15 protein-coding genes are annotated in these 18,776 nt (G+C 33.4%); 6 read left to right on the forward strand and 9 right to left on the reverse strand.

Annotated elements, in window-relative coordinates; translation table 11 throughout:
* Nucleotides 1–28: 28 nt before the first annotated feature.
* The 3 genes from ACM39_RS06740 to ACM39_RS06750 form a co-directional block, all read right to left on the reverse strand.
* Nucleotides 29–883 (reverse strand): helix-turn-helix transcriptional regulator, encoded by an 855-nt coding sequence (locus tag ACM39_RS06740; protein ID WP_165585103.1) that lies wholly within the window; start codon nucleotides 881–883, stop codon nucleotides 29–31.
* Nucleotides 884–1,195: 312 nt separating this feature from the next.
* Entirely contained in the window at nucleotides 1,196–1,516 is a 321-nt protein-coding gene (locus ACM39_RS06745; protein ID WP_117590729.1) for a helix-turn-helix domain-containing protein, read from the reverse strand.
* Entirely contained in the window at nucleotides 1,513–1,908 is a 396-nt protein-coding gene (locus ACM39_RS06750) for a helix-turn-helix domain-containing protein (protein WP_228377069.1), read from the reverse strand. The genes ACM39_RS06745 and ACM39_RS06750 overlap by 4 nt, the downstream gene beginning before the upstream one ends.
* A 640-nt stretch (nucleotides 1,909–2,548) precedes the next feature.
* Here ACM39_RS06750 and ACM39_RS06755 point away from each other — a divergent pair.
* A complete protein-coding gene (locus ACM39_RS06755; RefSeq protein WP_048510266.1) occupies nucleotides 2,549–3,628 on the forward strand; it encodes a helix-turn-helix domain-containing protein in 1,080 nt (359 codons plus the stop codon).
* Between the two features lie 121 nt (nucleotides 3,629–3,749).
* Here ACM39_RS06755 and ACM39_RS06760 read toward each other — a convergent pair whose 3' ends face one another.
* The 3 genes from ACM39_RS06760 to ACM39_RS06770 form a co-directional block, all read right to left on the reverse strand.
* Nucleotides 3,750–4,250 (reverse strand): hypothetical protein, encoded by a 501-nt coding sequence (locus ACM39_RS06760; RefSeq protein ID WP_048510267.1) that lies wholly within the window; start codon nucleotides 4,248–4,250, stop codon nucleotides 3,750–3,752.
* 19 nt (nucleotides 4,251–4,269) lie between these two features.
* Nucleotides 4,270–8,613, reverse strand: coding sequence for a DUF11 domain-containing protein (locus ACM39_RS06765; RefSeq protein ID WP_082140541.1), 4,344 nt, complete (start codon nucleotides 8,611–8,613; stop codon nucleotides 4,270–4,272).
* A gap of 88 nt (nucleotides 8,614–8,701) precedes the next feature.
* Nucleotides 8,702–9,304, reverse strand: a complete 603-nt coding sequence (locus ACM39_RS06770) for a hypothetical protein (RefSeq protein ID WP_131701423.1) — start codon at nucleotides 9,302–9,304, stop codon at nucleotides 8,702–8,704.
* A gap of 860 nt (nucleotides 9,305–10,164) precedes the next feature.
* On the opposite strand from ACM39_RS06770, the gene ACM39_RS06775 reads away from it, so the two are divergent.
* Complete coding sequence (locus tag ACM39_RS06775) at nucleotides 10,165–12,300, forward strand: catalase (RefSeq protein ID WP_048510270.1); 2,136 nt, start codon at nucleotides 10,165–10,167, stop codon at nucleotides 12,298–12,300.
* 93 nt (nucleotides 12,301–12,393) lie between these two features.
* Here ACM39_RS06775 and ACM39_RS06780 read toward each other — a convergent pair whose 3' ends face one another.
* From ACM39_RS06780 to ACM39_RS19555, 3 genes are read right to left on the reverse strand one after another with little or no spacing between them, the layout of a single operon-like run.
* Entirely contained in the window at nucleotides 12,394–14,658 is a 2,265-nt protein-coding gene (locus ACM39_RS06780; RefSeq protein WP_082140542.1) for a glycosyltransferase, read from the reverse strand.
* A gap of 39 nt (nucleotides 14,659–14,697) precedes the next feature.
* On the reverse strand, nucleotides 14,698–15,732 hold the full coding sequence (locus tag ACM39_RS06785; RefSeq protein ID WP_048510271.1) for a pesticidal protein Cry7Aa: 1,035 nt from the start codon (nucleotides 15,730–15,732) through the stop codon (nucleotides 14,698–14,700).
* Nucleotides 15,732–15,863 (reverse strand): hypothetical protein, encoded by a 132-nt coding sequence (locus tag ACM39_RS19555; protein ID WP_262483792.1) that lies wholly within the window; start codon nucleotides 15,861–15,863, stop codon nucleotides 15,732–15,734. The genes ACM39_RS06785 and ACM39_RS19555 overlap by 1 nt, the downstream gene beginning before the upstream one ends.
* Before the next feature lie 168 nt (nucleotides 15,864–16,031).
* Here ACM39_RS19555 and ACM39_RS06790 point away from each other — a divergent pair, with 168 nt between their 5' ends.
* The 4 genes from ACM39_RS06790 (at nucleotide 16,032) to ACM39_RS06805 (ending at nucleotide 18,641) form a co-directional block, all read left to right on the forward strand.
* Entirely contained in the window at nucleotides 16,032–16,592 is a 561-nt protein-coding gene (locus tag ACM39_RS06790) for a helix-turn-helix domain-containing protein (protein WP_048510272.1), read from the forward strand.
* 106 nt (nucleotides 16,593–16,698) lie between these two features.
* Entirely contained in the window at nucleotides 16,699–16,908 is a 210-nt protein-coding gene (locus ACM39_RS06795) for a hypothetical protein (protein ID WP_048510273.1), read from the forward strand.
* A gap of 315 nt (nucleotides 16,909–17,223) precedes the next feature.
* Complete coding sequence (locus ACM39_RS06800; RefSeq protein WP_048510274.1) at nucleotides 17,224–17,493, forward strand: hypothetical protein; 270 nt, start codon at nucleotides 17,224–17,226, stop codon at nucleotides 17,491–17,493.
* 44 nt (nucleotides 17,494–17,537) lie between these two features.
* A complete protein-coding gene (locus tag ACM39_RS06805) occupies nucleotides 17,538–18,641 on the forward strand; it encodes a calcium:proton antiporter (protein ID WP_048510361.1) in 1,104 nt (367 codons plus the stop codon).
* The last annotated feature ends 135 nt before the right edge of the window (nucleotides 18,642–18,776 follow it).

Genomic DNA, 18,776 nt, shown 5'->3' on the forward strand with positions numbered 1-18,776 from the left:
TTGGGTCTATAAAAATGCGATAAGATTTTTACATTTCATTAAAAAATAGCATTAGGTTGACACTTGATTCCAAATTCATTTTTTTTCGAAGCCTGTATTTGATGGATTCTATTGCTTTGTAAGTGGAATTTGTTGCTATTGCAATCTCTTTTGTGGTCAGTCCGAGTTTTATCAAAGCACAGACTTCAAGTTCTGTTTCATTGATTTTAGGACATATTTCCCTAATCTTGTTAACGAATATGAGGTTTGTAGCCAAGAAAAGAGGCATAAAGGAATTGTCTCTCCTGTTAATTGATTCAAATATATCGACTAATTCTACTACTGTATTATTCTCATTTTGTACTATTTTCAATGATTCTTCCGGAGCCCTTTTGTTTTTAAACCAAAAATCAGCGATATAATAAAAGAGTAACCCTATTGCAAGTACTGCAGTAACCCGCAGATATCCCAGATAAAGATTGCTGTCTCCGGAAGACCTTAAGATGTTGTTCTGCTCTCTGAAAAGAAATAATAAGAAAGTAATGCTGATAATGATTAATGAGCATAAAATAATTCTCTGTAGATTTTTAAATAATACAAGAGTATATAAAAATAACAGGCAAAATATGGCTACAAAAAACAAATCAAGAAAAAAATAATGACAAAGAAAAGAGAAATAGATTGTCAGAATACTCATGTTCAAAAATTTGAACCTTTCTATGTTTGATTTATTAATATTGAACAGCATGACAAGATTGAATAGTAAAACAATTGATGTAGGATACAATAACATCTTTTTGCTGCTAAAGAAGAAATCTGCAACAGATATAAAGAAGAATATAATCGAAAGTGTAATGATTGTTTTGAGTAATAATTTCGATTCTTCATTTGTAATTTTTTTCATGTGCTTTTGTTCGAAAATTTTTTGTTTTAGAGTTTTACGAATTAATTTTTGGCAAACATATAGTATATGACATTTTACGTGAGAATTAAGCATCACTCAAAAACCCTCATTTCACCTTAGATAAAATAAATTACTGAGAGTCAGTTGTTTGAGTTTTATAAAGAAAAGGGTATTATTGACCTTTTTTGGGGAGTAATAATGATTTTAAACAGTATTGAAGAAATCCGGCAAAATATATTGAAATCTAGAATTTGGCTAAAGTCTGAGATAGTATTGATTCCAACGTGGGCGTATCAAAAAAAACGAATAATTTTACTCATCAATTTTAAATTTAGATTTCCATCTTGCAATGGTATTTCTGCTCAGTTTGAAATGAATTGACAGCTGAGTATTATTAAGATCATATTTTTTTTGATATTCCAGTATCTTAGAAATAGACTGATTATCATAAGACCGGAGACGCTGATTATCTGCAGATATTTCATGGCATCCAAAAATCCGCTCATTAAGCTGAATAATATCCAAAACACTCAATTCTTCCTTTGACAATATAGATTGGCATTCATTAATTTTACCAGGAAATTTTTTAGTGAGGATATCTGAATAAATTTTTTTATAGTAAGGTTGTCTCATTTTTTGTTTTTCTCGATCCATTTGTATAAAGTTGTTTTAGGAATATTATATTCACTAACGATTTGGCTTTTTGTTTTCTCTCCTTTTTCAAGCATTTCAAGCATAAAATTGATAACCTCTTTGGTATAAATATTCTTGCGGAAATGTGGCATTTGTGAATTGTCCTTATTTTTCTTACTTCTGATACCGGAAGAAGCCGGAGAATAGAATATCAAATTCTGTGAATAAAACCGGAAAAAATCGTATTCTAAAATCCTGCTCCATTTCAAAAGAATTTCAGTATCCAAACTTTTAGAATTATACATATTTGAAATGTCCTTTTCTGTACAATTAAAGAACTTACATAGCCTGTGCATTTCTATTTCATATTCCTGGGCTCGTTTATTGATCATTAAACCGATGTTTATATCTTTAAAATTCATTGTATAATATCTTAACTTTTAATTTGAAGTAGGCGCTGATGTCTTTTAGGTACAGATAGAAAATACATTAAGTTTGACTCATCATTTAATCGTAAAGGCTATACAAAGTGTGTTTAATTTGTATCGATACATTATTGTAATTTGTATGAAAAATCTGACCGGGAAAAACATCTCTGTATAGCCTTGCTGAAAATATTTCATCATTTGTGTTGACAGACTTCTATTTGAGGGGCAATCATTTAAGAGTAGTCTGGCTTATAAAATATTTATATTAGAATTTATGATTCAGCTATCTGTTTAAAATTCATTTGCTTTTTATAATTATTTGCTTTTTTACATATATGAGTGTTGTTTATTTAATTAATAACTTGGTTTTGTAGTATTTTTTCATTGTATAAAGACTTATATATGATAAAAAGAAAATCGATTAATAATTTCCATTATTTCAGATATGCTCATATATTATTAAATTTGTAACTTACTTTTGCAAAATTAGTTGATAGGAGGAATCAAAAATTTCACATCTAAATAGAATTTTAAATTTCATTAAAGTTTTGTAGAATTTTGAAAGTCAATACTTTGCATAAGCTTTTTTTTGAAAAACATTATAATGACAACTGATAAAAAATTTATAGATGGATCTGTAGATGCATTAAAGAGAAAATTAATTTCACAATATGTGTATTTAATGTCTGGTATATTACTGGGATACTCTTTAGTATTTTATTTTGTTATTAAAGATTCGTTTTTTGCAGCTTGCACATTTGCCTATTCTGTTTTATTATTTTATACATTTATCATTATTCGTAAAAGCTATAATGTAAAAGTACTTGTACATCTTTATCTGACTTATGCTCCTTTATTTGCAGGATTTATTATGCTTGATTTCTGGAAATATTCTGCTGCTACTGCCATGTGGCTTTTACCTGTACCGCTGGGAGCCCATATTTTTCTGGGAAAAAAATACGTTTATATATATTCAATATATATATTACTGATAATTATCGCGGTAAGTGTTCTGACAAAACTATTTGTGTTTGATTATTTCAATCTCAGTGATGTAAATGTTATTGTAATCTCTGATACTTTTGTTGGAATAGTGAATCTTGCCGTATTCAGCCTTCTGATATATTATAATGAGAAAATAAGAAAAGCAGAAATAGAGGAAAATATTTTTAATAAGATTACATTTTCTGAAAATAAAAATGACAATCAAATAAATAATAATTTTAGTGATACTAATGAAGCCGAAGCCTTTGTATTTACTGAACCCGCTGACAAAGACAGGATGATGTATGCAGATAGTGAAAATACAGAAAAGTATATTGCTTTGTTTAAAGAGGTTAAAAATATTGTAGAAGAAAAGGCTTACTTTAAAGATGTGGATTTTACCATTTCTCAATTATCTAATATTTTGAGATCCAATAATTTATATATATCCAAATCAATTAAGCTGAATGGATTTTCAAATTTTAATCATTATCTGAATATGTGCAGAATTGAAAATGTAAAAAAACTGCTTCAGGAAAATGATATCAGTAAGGTTACCTTAATGTACATCTATACGGCATCCGGATTTTCTAATCAGTCTACTTTTAATAGGGTATTTAAACAAATTGAGGGAATAACACCGTCCGAATATATAATGACTATAAAAGAGGAGGAAGACAGGGACGTAGTGCATGAGTAATCATTTATAATTTCTTCTTTATAGATTCGCTTTGCATTAATTCATCATCAAAATTTATATTATCTCTAAAAAAAGTTCGGCACATTTGCACCGAACTTAAAAACTAATATCAAAAACGCCTTTACTTCCAAAAGCTCCATTTTAATCCATCAAATACAGCTATTGTTTTACTCACTGTATCGTAACAGATAGTCCCTGCTACCGGACTTTTCATATTTGTAACCGGATCATTGACCTTTGGTAAAACTAAGGCTTTATCAGCAGATTCAAGTACCAGCACACCTTGTGCCGGTGAACCTGGAGCGCCAATAATAATGCCTCCGCCTTCTTCGGCAGATGTATTGGGCATTGTGCCTGTAAGACTTCCGGTGTCTGATAAAGAAACCCATAAGTCATTCTCACGCATTTTTACCGTAATGTCTGATTTATCAAGCAAAAATGTCCCGTTGCTTGCTGCGGTCCCGGTTGGAAGAGTGTCTACAACCGGAAGGAGAATTCCTGTATTAGATAAAGGAAAATCCAGAATAGCATCTCCGTCCACAGAATCCTTACCCATGCCGACCTGTGCTTTTATGAAAGAAGAGCCGGCAAGAATAACTGTTAATATTATTATTTTTTTCATTTAATTAATTTTAAAATTATTATTCATTACAGCTTCTCACCACACAATTCCATCCGGTTCCGTTATAAAGCTTCATACATTTATCTACGGTATCGTAGATTAGCATGCCTTCTACCGGATTTGCAATCAGAGAGCTTTGGGAACGTGTAATGACAAAACCTCTTGTTTTTGATTCCAGAGCCACGGCACCATTGGGAAGATTTTCCGGCCATCCGTTTTGCTTAGCCTGAATGGTAATACCGATTTTAGTAATCATATCAGCAGGAGAGGTGTTCGGATCTTTTGTACAGTAAGTACATTCCAGAACTTTTAATAAATGGGAAGATACAGAATTAGAAGCTCCACATTCAGACTGAGGATCTACTGTAACAGATGCCATATTGCTAAAATATTTGCTTCCGTCCACATCAGTATAAGCCATTGTAGCAGAAGTATTGGTATTAACTTTAAATTTAATCACCGCTGTTTGTCCTGCAGCTATGTTCATTCCTGAGATATAAACCTGATCTCCGTCAAATATCGCTGTTCCGTTAGCTGTAAAATTAGTCTGGACTAAAGAACCAGCGATGTACGTCTGGGCTGCATCCAGATTATCAGTAAATTCCACATCGGTAATAGGATTTGCATCATTATTTGTGATGTTAACCGTATATTCAAGCTCTGTAGAAGACGCTCCGAAACATCTGTTAACAGATTTTGTTACCGTTGGTTTAGTGATCGCTGTTGAAGCCGTATAAGTAATGCTCGTATCCTGATATCCTGCAGCTCCGCTATCATCATCGCTTCTATAAGGATTGGGATCATTGATTCCCCCATCTACCGTGTAATTGAAGTGTGTAGCATAGGTTCCTGCTCCTGAAGGCCTTACTTTTACATAAATATAAGAATTCCCTGAAGGTACTGTCAAATCATTTAGTAAGAAACTTTGGCCTGCATATATAGGAGTTTCGGTTCCAAGACCTACATAGCTATCCGCTACATATTGTAACCCTCCTGGTAAAGTATTATTAATATCAATCGTTTTAGGTGAGCAGTTATTATTTTTAATATTTAATTTTAATGTTGCATCCTCACAAGTTGGCAGTTGATTTTCAATATATGAAGCAATAATACTCACGTTATCCGGGATTGGCTCAATCGGATTATCACAAACAAATGACATATTACCAATGTAAAGGAAATCAACTTTGCTGAATACCGGGCTTCTGTCAATCGTCCATTCTATCACGATTTTCTCAACAGGTTTTTCAAAATCTACATTTACCGTTGCATAATCCAGAATATCTAGATAAGGTTGAGTTCCTGTTGCTGTACCTGTAGAAGCATCAATTGTGTATCTTCTTAAAATATTATTAAGAGCGGGTGTAGAATTATAAGCATAATTCATTTTTGGAGTGACTTGATCAGTACCGCAATAGCCAATTACTTTTACAATTGTAGACTGTCCTGCCAATTTAGTAATGCCTGCAATCTGGAAGCTGGCTTTTGCAGCTTTAGTTCCATTAATATCTTTTAAATTCACGGTATAAGATACTTTACCTGCTTCGCCACTCATATTATCGTATCTTGATAGCTGTGTCCATGTACCAAACATTCTTGGGAAAATAGTAGGAATCCATTCTACACCTGAAGGATAAGTAACACTGATATCTGCTGATAATGCACCACTTGCAGGGGCAGTTCCGCTTAAAGGGATATTATTCAAAGTATTGTTTGTAGCACCGGTTGCACCTCCGTTAAACCAGGCTTGCCCATTTTGCAGTGTTTGTTTTCCTCCTAAACATGCCTGACAGGCTGCAGGACCAACTTTACCAACTACAGTAAAATACTGTCCGTTTTTAAAGTTATAATAAAATATTGCTTTACCTCCGGAAACGCTTATTGCCGGTGAAATTCCTGTGTTGGTTGTGAATCCACTGTCATCTGAGAAATATAAAGATATCTCACTGTTGATATTATAGGAAGATAAATCAACTTCGAAATAAGACGCATTAACAGTTCCTGTTTTCTGAACCAGCCATGTTTTGTTGATTCTTACAAGGCCGTCCGATAAAGCAGGGCAACTCACGGGATTCACCACTGATGTACCGGTATGCACGTTGTTATCACCAAACATCATAAATCCTTTATCTGCCAATGATGTTCTGCTTATATTGGAATTTGGTGATGTAAAATCATTGATGGTAGATGCTGTAAGAATACTGTTATCATTAATGCTATGAGATATTTTCTGATCTAAATTACCATTTACATCTCTTGCAATACCAAAAATATTGTTGTTGAAAGCCGTATTAGTAGATGAGTTCCAGACAATAGTAGCAGCAGAATTGATATAATTCAAAGGCTGTATCAGTGTAATACCATACTTTACTGCAAAATAGGTATCTACTTTATCTCTGTCCTGTGCAGATAAACTAACATTATAGTAGGCAACTTCCGGAATTCTTCCTGCAAAACCAAAAACGCTTCCGCCTATTTGCATATTACTAAGAACATCTGCAGTTATTGCATCCGAAAAAGTAACAAAACTACCGTTATAACCTACCTGTTTATTATTGCCACTGACAATTGAGCTTACTTGCCCCCCAACTAAAGTCATTTTATTTAAAAGAGCATTAAAAGCTGTATTTTGCCTGTTTATAATGCCTCCGTTATCTATATAGTGGAGAGTTACCAAATTACTTGATGAATTAATACCTAAACCATATCTATGCGCTGCGCCGCTTCCTGCGATATTTCCGAATCTGAAAATATGGCTGTAAGTAGGATCGATATCTCCTGATTTGGCACCTACTGCGAAAGTTGTATGCAATCTACCCAAAGATGCAGGGTTTATGACCGCTGTAAAGTGAGCGAAATCTGTTGAAGAGAATGTATAGAACGGATTATAGTTGCTGTTTGCATCACCGTTAGATAATAAGATGGCTCCTGTACCATTTTTACTTATGGTAAAACCATTTACTCTGTCAGACCAATTGGTTAAAGTAGCAGTAACGCCGGCATCATACCAATATCCCAATCCGGCAGCAACCCCTGCAGGAGCATTAATCAATCCTGCAAAAGTAAAAAACTGACCATTATCTAACGTTACATCTGCATAATTATATGTTATTCCGTTAATAACCTGTGTAGAAGTCATGCTTGTGACAGTATCTGTATTATCAAAAACAGCATCTGTACTTTGAATTAATTTCAAATTCGTAATTCCTTGTGGCCACATTACTCTTACAGTTCCTACGGATGTTGTATTTTGAACTTTCCAGATAGCAGGGAAACGCAAATTAATACCTGAAATCCCACTGATAGGTGTTGATAATGTTCTTTCTAAACCATTATCTCCCCAAATTAAATATTGTTTATCGGTCGGGAAACTATTCGTGTTTAACGCATTTGTATTAGCCAAAGCCCCGCCAATTCCTATAGCTACGTGGGAGCCTGTATTGATACTTTGAGATTGTTTCTGATTTAAAGCTGTGGCATCGTCACGCCCAATACCTGCAATGTTCTGATTATAAGCAGAATTGACTGAGGCATTCCAAATTACAGTAGCATCAGTAGCCACATAGTTTGTTGCTACAGTTTGATCTATCGTTACACCATATTTTACGGCTAAATAACTTTCAATTCTGTTTTGCTCAGCCGCCGTTAGCTGTCTTTCATATCCGATAACTTCCTGGTAATCGTTTCCGCCTCTTTCTGCACCTCCATCTGTGTCAGTATTCAGATGGAAGTTTCTACCCGTGAATGCCGGTGGAGTATAGCTTGAAGGAACTTGGCTTTTACCATTTATTTTGTAAGGATAAGCACTTGCCACACCTGTAGTATATGCCCAGCCTAAAATATTAGTGGTAGACGGATTGAATAAATTGGTAGAAATAAATTGTATATTCTGGCTCCATTTAAATATTCCTGCTGAGGTGGAACTGTTGATATAACTTCCCATCTCATTTTCAGATGCTCCTGCACCGGGTGTGCTTAATGTTGAATTACTCACGTTCATTTGCACATTATAGCCGATATTGGGTGTTCCTCCTGCTCCCGCTTTAGAAACATTATAGAATGTTCCGGCTGTTCCTGGTGTTGTTGCTGTTGCAGAAAAAGCATTAAGCATTCCTAATCCTGCACCCTGAATCATTCTTACAGCTGGATTAAAGTTGGATCCCAGATTCAAATACGTGGAATTTGCGGTATGGAGCGGGAATCCCGACAAAGCCTGAAGTTGCCCGCCAGTAAAACCGGCATTGTTCCAGGATGTTACAGTACCGCCTTCTACGGTAGTATTTGTTCCGAAATCGGCTTTATACCACAATTGTGTGCCGGCGACTCCTCCTGGGCTCTGTGCTGGTGCAGGTATACTCATCATTATGAATATACCAATTAAAAGATTGATTTTTTTCACCTTATTTTTCTTTAAATTTTAAATAATAGTACATGTTTGTTTAAAAATAAATTCAAAAAACTGGAGGTGGAGGACGGGTTATGTATTGTGACAAATGATAGTCCTTAAAAAAATTAAGATTATTGTTAATTATTTCATTATTAGTATTTTTAGGGTATATATGTAAAAGTCTATATCTTATATTTTCAATTAAAAATTTCGAATGATATTGAATGTTGGGAACCGAAACTGAAATTGCTATCCCTTTTTGATAAGTTGAAAAGAAATTATCGGGACAAAGTTTCAAAAATTCAACTGATTCTATTTTCGGAAAAGTTTTTATCTTTTCTTTGGAGGATTTTGAAATTGATTGTTTTGTAACTCTTTCAGGGCCGGATTTAGATTTTTTTTCATTAGATGTAAGGTTTTTGGTGTTATGTAAAGTCTGTTTCTGAATTAAAATTTCACCCTCAAAATTCCTCAATCTTACCTGGTCAACATTTCCTGAGTCTGTAATATAGAATGTTGTATTATCATGAATAGTAATTTTAGTACCCTTTACATAATAGAAAGCCTGGGAATTTAGATTTGAAGACATTAAAAATATAAACAACAGCAATGAAGCCCCTTTATATAGGGAAAAAGTGGGCTTCAGCTGTTGTAAATAGGATTTCATTATAAGTGCTTTTATTAATTGTAAAAGACAAGGTTTATCTGTCTCAGTACGTTCTGACCCAATCATGGTTTGGAAATCAGAATGCAAATGAGGGAATTAAGGTTTTTTTTGACCTAAAAGATGTAGCGTATATATCTTTTATCTTTATGGTTATTGCTTAGGGTCCAATATACAGAATACTATTAGCCGGATAATTGCTATAATCAGCTAAACAGTATGTGAATTTTAATGAAACCGGAACTAAAAAAATAAAATTTTTCATAGTATTAAATTTTTAAAGTTAGTAATGGAGATTTTCTGTATTTTATTTAGCGTAAAAAAAATGTAAAAGAATTTTGTACTAAAATATGTTTAATTCTGTTTTTTATTTTCTTGGGGTAAAAGTAATATAATATTTATAGTCCTGATAAGTTATAATGATAACTTTAAGTCAATTTGTTAATTTCATTTACGGTTTTTATCGTATTGATTATTAAATGGTTATGTAAGTTAAAATAGTAAATGTTATCATAATAAGTCGTAAAATTTATAAAGTCTTTTGAACTCATTAATAGCTAATGGTGATTATAAAGCATACTTTGAAAAATAAGAGTTGGACATATTGATATTTTAATACACATTTTTAGCTGAAAAAAATATGCATTCGATAATCTGATAATTATCTTTTCAGATTATTTTCAGTACAATATTAATTAACTGTATTATTTGAAGTAATTTTTTGTTAAGTATTACAGTGTTTGTTATATTATTAGCAATTACAATTTTTATTTGTTTTTTATTTATTATTTGTAAAATATATTTATCAAAATATAGTGATTTGGCTTAATTGTTGGATAATTAACGAACTAAATAGAATTAATATGAAAGAAACTTCTAACCCAAAATCACAACAGCTAGAGCATTCTATAACAGAAAATGATAATCAGGCTCTAACAACCAATCAGGGATTAAAAATCAATAACAATCAGGATTCTTTAAAGTCGGGAGAAAGAGGCCCGAGCTTACTGGAAGATTTTATTCTGAGAGAAAAGATTACCCACTTTGATCACGAAAGGATACCTGAAAGAATAGTACATGCACGTGGTTCCGGCGCACACGGAACTTTTAGATTAAATAAAAGTCTAAAAAAATATACCAAAGCAAAATTTTTGTCGGAAGAAGGTAAGGAAACACCTGTTTTTGTGCGATTTTCTACCGTTGCGGGCAGTGCGGGCAGTACGGATCTTGCGAGGGATGTAAGGGGTTTTGCTATTAAATTTTATACTGAAGAAGGCAATTATGATTTAGTTGGAAATAATATTCCTGTATTTTTTATTCAGGATGCAATAAAATTCCCAGATCTGATTCATGCCGTAAAACCCGAGCCGGATAATGCCATTCCACAGGCTGCATCTGCACACGATACATTTTGGGATTTTATTTCCCTGATGCCGGAAAGCATGCATATGATTATGTGGGCTATGAGTGACAGGGCAATTCCGAGAAGTTACAGAATGATGGAAGGTTTTGGCGTTCATACCTTTAAATTTATTAATGAGGAAGGAAAAATGCACTTTGTGAAATTTCATTTTAAACCGAAATTAGGCGTTCATTCCGTAGCTTGGGATGAAGCGACTAAAATTTCCGGTAAAGATTCTGATTTTCACAGGAGAGATCTTTGGGAAGCCATTGAAAATGGAGCTTTTCCGGAATGGGATTTCGGGGTACAGATTATTCCGGAAGAAGATGAACATAAATTTGATTTTGATTTACTTGATCCTACAAAACTGATTCCTGAAGAAGAAGTACCCGTAGAATTAGTAGGAACTTTGACTCTTAACAGAAACCCGGATAACTTTTTTGCAGAAACGGAGCAAATTGCATTTCACCCCGGTCATCTTGTTCCGGGAATAGATTTTACGAATGATCCGCTGCTACAGGGTAGATTATTTTCTTACACCGATACTCAGCTTTCCAGGTTAGGGTCACCAAATTTTCACGAAATACCGATTAACCGATCTATTAATACGGTTCACAATAACCAGCGTGACGGTCACATGAGACAGCAGATTGTAAAAGGAAAGGTAAGCTATGAACCGAATACTATTGGAGGAGGCTGTCCTTTTCAGGCAATGATGAAAGACGGTGGTTTTACTTCACAGGAAGAAAGGGTGGATGGGCAGAAAATAAGGGCAAGAAGTCAAAGTTTTGTTGATCATTATTCTCAGGCTAAATTATTTTACAACAGCCAATCTGACCCTGAAAAGAAACACCTTCAAAATGCTTTGATTTTTGAATTGTCAAAGGTGACTATTCCTGCTATCCGAGAAAGAGTAGTTGGGCAATTGGCTTTCATTAATAATGATTTAGCATCATTGGTTGCTAAAAAAGTAGGTGTAAACGTTACCAAACTAAAACAGCCAAATGGAAGTATTCCTGCAGATGCTGATCCAAAAACATTGCAAAGCCCTGAAAAAGAACCTTCTACTAAGAGCTCAGATCCTCTAAGTATGAGTAATACCATTAAAAATACGATAAAAAGCCGTGTCATTGGTTTTATTATGGAAAACGGAGTAAATGCAAAAGATGTCAATACTTTGAAATCAAAGCTTGAAAAGGAAGGCGCCGTTGTACAGATTATTGCAGGAAGTCTTGCACCGGTTACGGCAGATGACGGAACAATCTTCGAGCCGAAACATTCTCTTACCAGTACAGCAAGTGTTTGTTTTGATGCTTTATATTTATGCAGCGGTAAAAAATCTTCAGAGAGTTTATTGAATGAAGATAATAAACCCGGAACACTTCTTTTTGTGAATGAAGCTTATAAACATTGTAAAGCGATCTATTTCGGAAATGAAACGGATGATATATATAAAGCCAGCAATGTAAGCAGTAAAAAACATCAGGATCCGGCGATTATAACTGTCGAAAATAAAAATGCCGACGAATCATTTATCAAAGCTATTGCCAATCACCGTGTTTGGGAATTGGAAATGGAAAGAAATAATCCGGCATAGGAAGTTAAATCACAATATTATATAAAAAAGCAGAAGGTATATTACCTTCTGCTTTTTTATATTAGCTATAATGTATTAAAAGATTATAAATGCTTATTTTATAAAGCAAAGTCTTGCCATCAGATAACTCACTGTAGATTCTGCGCCCTGATTGAGGTTTACATTTTTTTCTTCCAGACCATCATAACAACCGCCGGTAGCAGGATTGTAGATGATTTGATTTAAATGATTCTTTCCTAAAAACCAATTGAAGGATTTTTTCATGATTTCTAAATATTTCTCATCATGAAAAACCTTGTAAAATGCTGATAATGCTAAAATGGTATAAGCAACATCAATAGGTTGCTCTCCACCATTTGTATCAGTATTCATGTCATGTTTATGAAGCCATCCGTTATTGGAAATTACCTTAATATTATCATCTGTAATAATTTTGGATAATAGAAACTGGAAAGAATCATGCGCTGTTTGTTTGTATATCTCGTCACCGGTAGCAAGCCACGCGCATAATAGAGCTTCGGGCAATGCACTGTTTCCGTAGGTCATATAGCTTTCAAACCATTGCCAATCATCTTTTTTTTCGTGTTGATACATTTTCACAAGACGGTTGGCTAGTTTTTTTAATAAGGGAATATTGGTTTCGGAATTTTGATAGTATAACCCTTTTATAATAAAAGCCATAGCCCTTGTAGAATAGGTTTTTTCTGCACAGATGAGGTTTTTTTGAATGATTGCTTCTGCCTTGTCAGAAAACTTTTGAGGTAGAATTTCCTTCATTGAAAGTAAGTATCCCAGTGACCAGATTGCTCTTCCGTTAGAATCTTCCAGGTTAGTTTCGTTATTCTGTTCTGTAAATTTTTTTTGTTCATTCACATAATTCAGGAAACTTCCATCTGGCTGTTGGCAAAAATTAATGAAATTCAGGTAAATTAAAATTAGTTCCAAATCAGACTCGTTTCTGCTTAATTCATAATGCCTGCAAACAGCAATCATTGCACGGGCATTATCATCCAGAGTATAGCCGGAAGATATATCGGGTCTGTTGATTTTGGAAAACTGAATCATTCCAAAATTTGTCGTCATGTTTTTGATGTGATCAAGGTTGATTTCTGGTAAAGTGTAATTCAGCTCTTTTTTATCTTTTATATATTCCTGAAATAATATAGCATGTGAGATAGAAGAGTTTTCCCAAGCTGTGGGAGCCATTTTTTCTAACGATTTTGAACGCAGTTTTTCTTGTGCCTTTTTATTTTTCAATAATGTATTTACGGCAACAGCTAATTGTTCCGGAGCTTCAAAATCAATAATAATTCCGGTATCTTCTTTTAATACTTCCAAAGCGTGAGGAATAGGTGTGGAAACAATAGGACATCCACAGCTGATGGCGTAAGAAAAGGTTCCGCTTACGGCCTGGTTCCTGTCTTTTGATGTAAAAAGATAAACATCAGTAAGCTGAAGGTATTCTAGTAATTCATCCAAAGGTAAATACTCATTAATAAAGCGGATATGATTTTCCAGATGAAGATTTTTAATGATCTGTTTTAATGATGAACGATATTCTTCACCTTCGTTTTTTACGATGACAGGATGGGTTTTTCCTATAATTAAGAAGATAACTTCCGGATTTTCAGAGATAATTTCCGGTAATGCCTGTAAAGTTGTTTCGATATTTTTACCGGAACCCAATAACCCGAATGTAGAAAGCACTTTTTTATCCTGAAGTTGATATTTTTCCTTTAAAGAAACTTTATTGGTAAAGGGCAGTAAATGGGTGCCATGTGGAATCACCTTGATTTTATCAAAAGGAATATCGTAATCATTTGAAAGGATATGTGCAGAAATTCCGGTCATGACAATAACAGATTGAGAAAAACCTGCAATTTCTTTTACTTTTTCTTTCAGTTCATGATTCGGTTTTGGCAGCACTGTATGAAAAGTGATAATAACATCTTTTCTTACATTCTTGAGCAAAAGGAGTAACCCGTTTTTAACATCATTAAAAAATCCGAATTCATGCTGAAGCATGACAAGCTGAATATTATCATTTTTATTAATTTGATTGGCCAGCTCTAAATAAGAAATTATATCAGATGTATTTAAACTATATTCAATTTTTTCTTCGTACTGATAATTTTCATCCTCTGATTCCATCGGGCAGATAATTGCTTTAAATGATTCTCCGAATTTTGATTGAAGAGATCTTATTAAATCTTGGGTATAAGTGGCAATTCCGCACACCTTAGGAGGAAAAGTACTGATAAAGAGAATCTCAGATTTATTATGAATTGTGTTTATTTTGCTTTTGACAGATAGTTTTATCACTTTGTCCTCCACATCTGGATTAATATCTTTTTTCATTATTTATTTTTAAATGGGATAGTTATTTAGAACTATCGGTTATGATGGATATTTCATTAGCTCTGTCAATAATTCGGAAATATTTACAGAAGCTACGGCAATTCTTTTGTCGGCTGCTCCATAGTAAATATACAGGTGGTCATTCTCTATAATGGAGCCGGTGGGAAAACATACATTATTAACCTCGCCTTTTAATTCCCATTTCTCCTCCGGCCTGAAAAGAGGATAAGGAAGTCTTGCTATTTCTTTTTCTGGGTCATCAAGATCCAGTAAGGCTGCACATGCACTGTAAACATATCCGCTAATAGTATCATGAACACCGTGGTATATCATTAGCCAGCCACTTTGAGTTTCTATAGGGGGACATCCTCCGCCGATATAACTTATCTCATGATCGTATTTTGGAGATAAAAGAATATGATCCTTAAAATGCAAAAAATAATCTTCCCAGAAATCTGGGGTTAATTCTTCAATGCTTTCAATATTGACAATTTGAATATCGGGTCTTATACGATGAATAAAATATAATTTACCATTTATTCTTCTTGGGAAAAAAATCAAATTTTTATCCCATAAAAATGAGGGTTCGTTACTGTTGTTACTAATTCTGGATTTGTTAAATCGCTGATATTTTTCATGTATTGTCCCATCCGATTCGGATAAAAGCTTAAATTTTTCATAAGAGATTTTGGGTACAATAATGCCTTCATTTTTCCATGATATCATGTCTTTGGAAGTTAGCAGTTTTCCCAAGGCATTCATACCGTCATAACAGGTGCAGGTAAGATAGAAAAGATGATCTATTTTTACGATCCGGGGATCTTCGACACCATGTTTTTCATATTCAAACTCAGGAACTATCACCGGAATATCCATTCGGCTTTCTACCGTAACAGGATCTGATAACAAACAATGCCCGATACTTGAGAAATTGCCTTTAGCTACGGCTCGGTAAAATAAATGTATTTTTCCTTTTTCTTTGATTACGGCAGGATTTAAGACGCCTTCACTTTCAAAATTTAGTTGGGTTTTTCTGAGTATAATTCCTTCTTTTTTTACGGGTACATATTTCATTAGGTACTGGCGTGCCTACTTTCATTTTCTTTATTTATTCTTTTGATAAGTTTATCATCCCGCTTTTCTTTTGCAGATTTTGAGGGAGGTGTTTTATCTGATTTTCTTTTTCCGTCTTTTTCTTTTGACATTTTACATACTTTTTATTAATGTAAAGTTGGTTTTTTAAAAAAGGAAAGGTTTGTAATAGTTTATTGATTTATTACATAAATCATAGATATTTAGAAATTAAAGGTTTAACTTTGAAGAAATAGCTGTTAAAATTTTGATTGACAGGCTGTACAAATAGAGTATGGATTATGAAGTTGTACATAAAATATATGGTAAGCTTACGCTGCAAAATGGTTGTCTATCAGGAATTGGAAAGACTGAATATCAGGAATGCTGTGGTAGATCTTGGTTTGGTAGAAATACCGGATGATATAAGTTCCGAAAAAAGGCAGATATTAAAAGAAAATTTACTCAAAACCGGGCTCGAACTGTTAGATGATAAAAAAAGTATCCTGATAGAAAAAATAAAAAATGTAGTCACGGAAATGATTCATTATTCTGAAATTCTTCCGAAGGAAAACTTCTCTGACTATATCAGTGAAAAGCTAGGTTATGATTATACTTACCTTGCCAATACATTTTCTGAAGTAAAAGGAGTGACTTTACAGCATTTTATAATAATCAATAAAGTAGAAAGAGTAAAAGAATTGCTTTTGTATGATGAGCTTAACCTTACAGAAATCTCATATAAGCTCAACTACAGTAGCGTGGCCCATCTTTCTAATCAGTTCAAGAAAATCACAGGGCTTTCACCTTCGTTTTATAAACAGCTGAAAAAAAAACGTTTGAAGAATTTAGAAGATTTGTAAAAGGTGTGATATATGCAAATTTATTCCCGAAATATGTAGGAAAAACAGATATATAAAATACCATCTTTGAATAGTAATAATTATATTACACAAACATTCTGATTTTATGGATACAAATCATAATAATGGATTTAAAATCACGGGAGACTGGGAAGAACAATCCCGACAGCTAAAAGAGAAGTTTTCACAGCTAAAAGATTCAGACTTGGTGTTTGAAAAAGGGAAAGAAAATGAATTGCTGGCAAAATTAGAGAATAAATTAAGTAAAAACCGTGAAGAAGTCATTAAGATTCTCAAGAACACTCAATTTTCATAATGAGCTTATTAAAACTCGAAAAATAGTAAATATGTTTTAAAGAGTTTTAATAGAAAAAGGGGCAGAAACTTTTAAGTGTCTGTTCTTTTTTTATGATAATAACATCAAAAATGACCTGTCAATATTCATTATTATAAACCAATAACATACAAAAATCTTATTATAGGATTCCTAAAGTAACCATAAAATTCAGGCTTTATATCCTGATTATTTTACATAAGACGTTTTTTGTTTATGTCACAAATGAAGGGATACATTATATCTATCAGAATGCAGCGCCTGTCGTATTTGAAAAAGATCTGAAAAATCAAGATTATGAAAACAATTAAGTTATATATATTTAAAGACTCTGTGACTCAGAAAATGCCTTTATTTAAAGAAAAAGATATGCTCAGTTCACTTAATGATCTGATGAAAATTGATATTATTAAAACAGAGAAAGTCACCGAATATATCATTGATGTTCCTGATGATTTTAGTTTTGAAAATTACGATAATGATCAATTGACATACTTATGCAATAGTTCTACGAACACTATTGAATATCATTTTGCAACTGTCCTGAATGATTATGATGTGATATGAAGAACTTAAAAAAATACAGCTCTTCCATCAAACTATTAACGTATATGAAAAACAAGATCTATCTTTTGGGATGGACAATGCTTATTCCGATACTGGCCTGGATAGCATATTTTGCTCATTATTCATTTACGGGACATTTATATTCCATAATCCTTACTTTTTTTCTCATGGGTTCTGTTCTCGCAGCAGTTTATCATTCAGAAATTATTGCTTATCGGGTTGGGGAACCTTATGGAACTCTGCTTCTTGCTTTTGCAATAACGGTCATAGAAGCTTCTCTTATTATTTCGATTATGCTGAGTGCAAAAGGATTGGAAACAATTAGTCTTGCAAGAGATACCGTTTTTGCCGCAGTAATGATTATTCTTACAGGAATTATTGGGATTTGTATTGTTGTAGGATCACTTCGCTACAAAGAGCAGGTATTTACATTACAGGGAGTAAGTACGGCTCTGATTACGCTTGTAGCTATCATAGCATTTACATTGATTTTGCCAAATTACACCACGAGCCATGACAAAGGGGAATACACCTCTGTACAGTTGATTTTTATTTCGATTACCTGTTTAGCCCTATATTTTGGTTTTACAATGGTTCAGACGATTAGGCACCGTGCTTTTTTTATTGCACCTATTCCCAATAAAAATGATTCTGATAAAGATGAAAGCGAAATTCTTCCTGTAAAACCTACCAGAAAAGTAATGTTTTTTAGCATTATATTTTTAGTTTTATGTTTAGGAATTGTTGTTTTATTAGCAAAATATCTTTCGAAAGATGTCGATACCTTGGTCGTAGGGGCAGGAGCTCCAAAATCGTTAGTAGGAATTATCATTGCAGGGATCGTTTTATTGCCTGAAGGTATTGCAGCAATCAGGGCGGCATATAATAATAGATTACAAACCAGCCTTAACCTTGCATTTGGCTCTGCATTGGCCAGTATAGGGCTCAGTATTCCTGTAATAGCTGTAACTTCTGTGATGGCAGATTTTAGAATGACGCTGGGAATTGATATAAAATCGACACTTCTTTTGGGATTGTCTCTGTTTATTATTACTATCTCTTTGGCAACGGGACGTACTAATATTATGCAGGGCTTTGTTCTTATTTCTATTTTTCTTCTATATCTTTTTACTACCCTTGCTCCGTGATCAAATTTTAACATTTTTGATTAAAAATTAAATTGAATTTTAAATTTGGGTATTAAATTTTATTAATTGTGCCAAAGTTTTTCTGTCAAAGTTGGCTGGAATCACCATAAAAACTATATTTGCACCCTAAATTTT

It is taken from the genome of Chryseobacterium sp. FH2 (assembly GCF_001045455.1).
In the GTDB taxonomy this organism is placed as follows: domain Bacteria; phylum Bacteroidota; class Bacteroidia; order Flavobacteriales; family Weeksellaceae; genus Chryseobacterium.

Excerpts from the sequence above, each read along its gene's own strand:
- ACM39_RS06805 (WP_048510361.1), top strand. The coding sequence starts at position 17,538 with ATGAAAAACAAGATCTATCTTTTGGGATGGACAATGCTTATTCCGATA.
- ACM39_RS06795 (WP_048510273.1), top strand. The coding sequence starts at position 16,699 with ATGGATACAAATCATAATAATGGATTTAAAATCACGGGAGACTGGGAA.
- ACM39_RS06745 (WP_117590729.1), bottom strand. The coding sequence starts at position 1,516 with ATGAGACAACCTTACTATAAAAAAATTTATTCAGATATCCTCACTAAA.
- ACM39_RS06755 (WP_048510266.1), top strand. The coding sequence starts at position 2,549 with ATGACAACTGATAAAAAATTTATAGATGGATCTGTAGATGCATTAAAG.
- ACM39_RS06765 (WP_082140541.1), bottom strand. The coding sequence starts at position 8,613 with ATGATGAGTATACCTGCACCAGCACAGAGCCCAGGAGGAGTCGCCGGC.
- ACM39_RS06770 (WP_131701423.1), bottom strand. The coding sequence starts at position 9,304 with ATGAAATCCTATTTACAACAGCTGAAGCCCACTTTTTCCCTATATAAA.
- ACM39_RS06775 (WP_048510270.1), top strand. The coding sequence starts at position 10,165 with ATGAAAGAAACTTCTAACCCAAAATCACAACAGCTAGAGCATTCTATA.
- ACM39_RS06780 (WP_082140542.1), bottom strand. The coding sequence starts at position 14,658 with ATGAAAAAAGATATTAATCCAGATGTGGAGGACAAAGTGATAAAACTA.
- ACM39_RS06760 (WP_048510267.1), bottom strand. The coding sequence starts at position 4,250 with ATGAAAAAAATAATAATATTAACAGTTATTCTTGCCGGCTCTTCTTTC.
- ACM39_RS06740 (WP_165585103.1), bottom strand. The coding sequence starts at position 883 with ATGAAAAAAATTACAAATGAAGAATCGAAATTATTACTCAAAACAATC.
- ACM39_RS19555 (WP_262483792.1), bottom strand. The coding sequence starts at position 15,863 with ATGTCAAAAGAAAAAGACGGAAAAAGAAAATCAGATAAAACACCTCCC.
- ACM39_RS06800 (WP_048510274.1), top strand. The coding sequence starts at position 17,224 with ATGAAAACAATTAAGTTATATATATTTAAAGACTCTGTGACTCAGAAA.
- ACM39_RS06790 (WP_048510272.1), top strand. The coding sequence starts at position 16,032 with ATGAAGTTGTACATAAAATATATGGTAAGCTTACGCTGCAAAATGGTT.
- ACM39_RS06785 (WP_048510271.1), bottom strand. The coding sequence starts at position 15,732 with ATGAAATATGTACCCGTAAAAAAAGAAGGAATTATACTCAGAAAAACC.
- ACM39_RS06750 (WP_228377069.1), bottom strand. The coding sequence starts at position 1,908 with ATGATCAATAAACGAGCCCAGGAATATGAAATAGAAATGCACAGGCTA.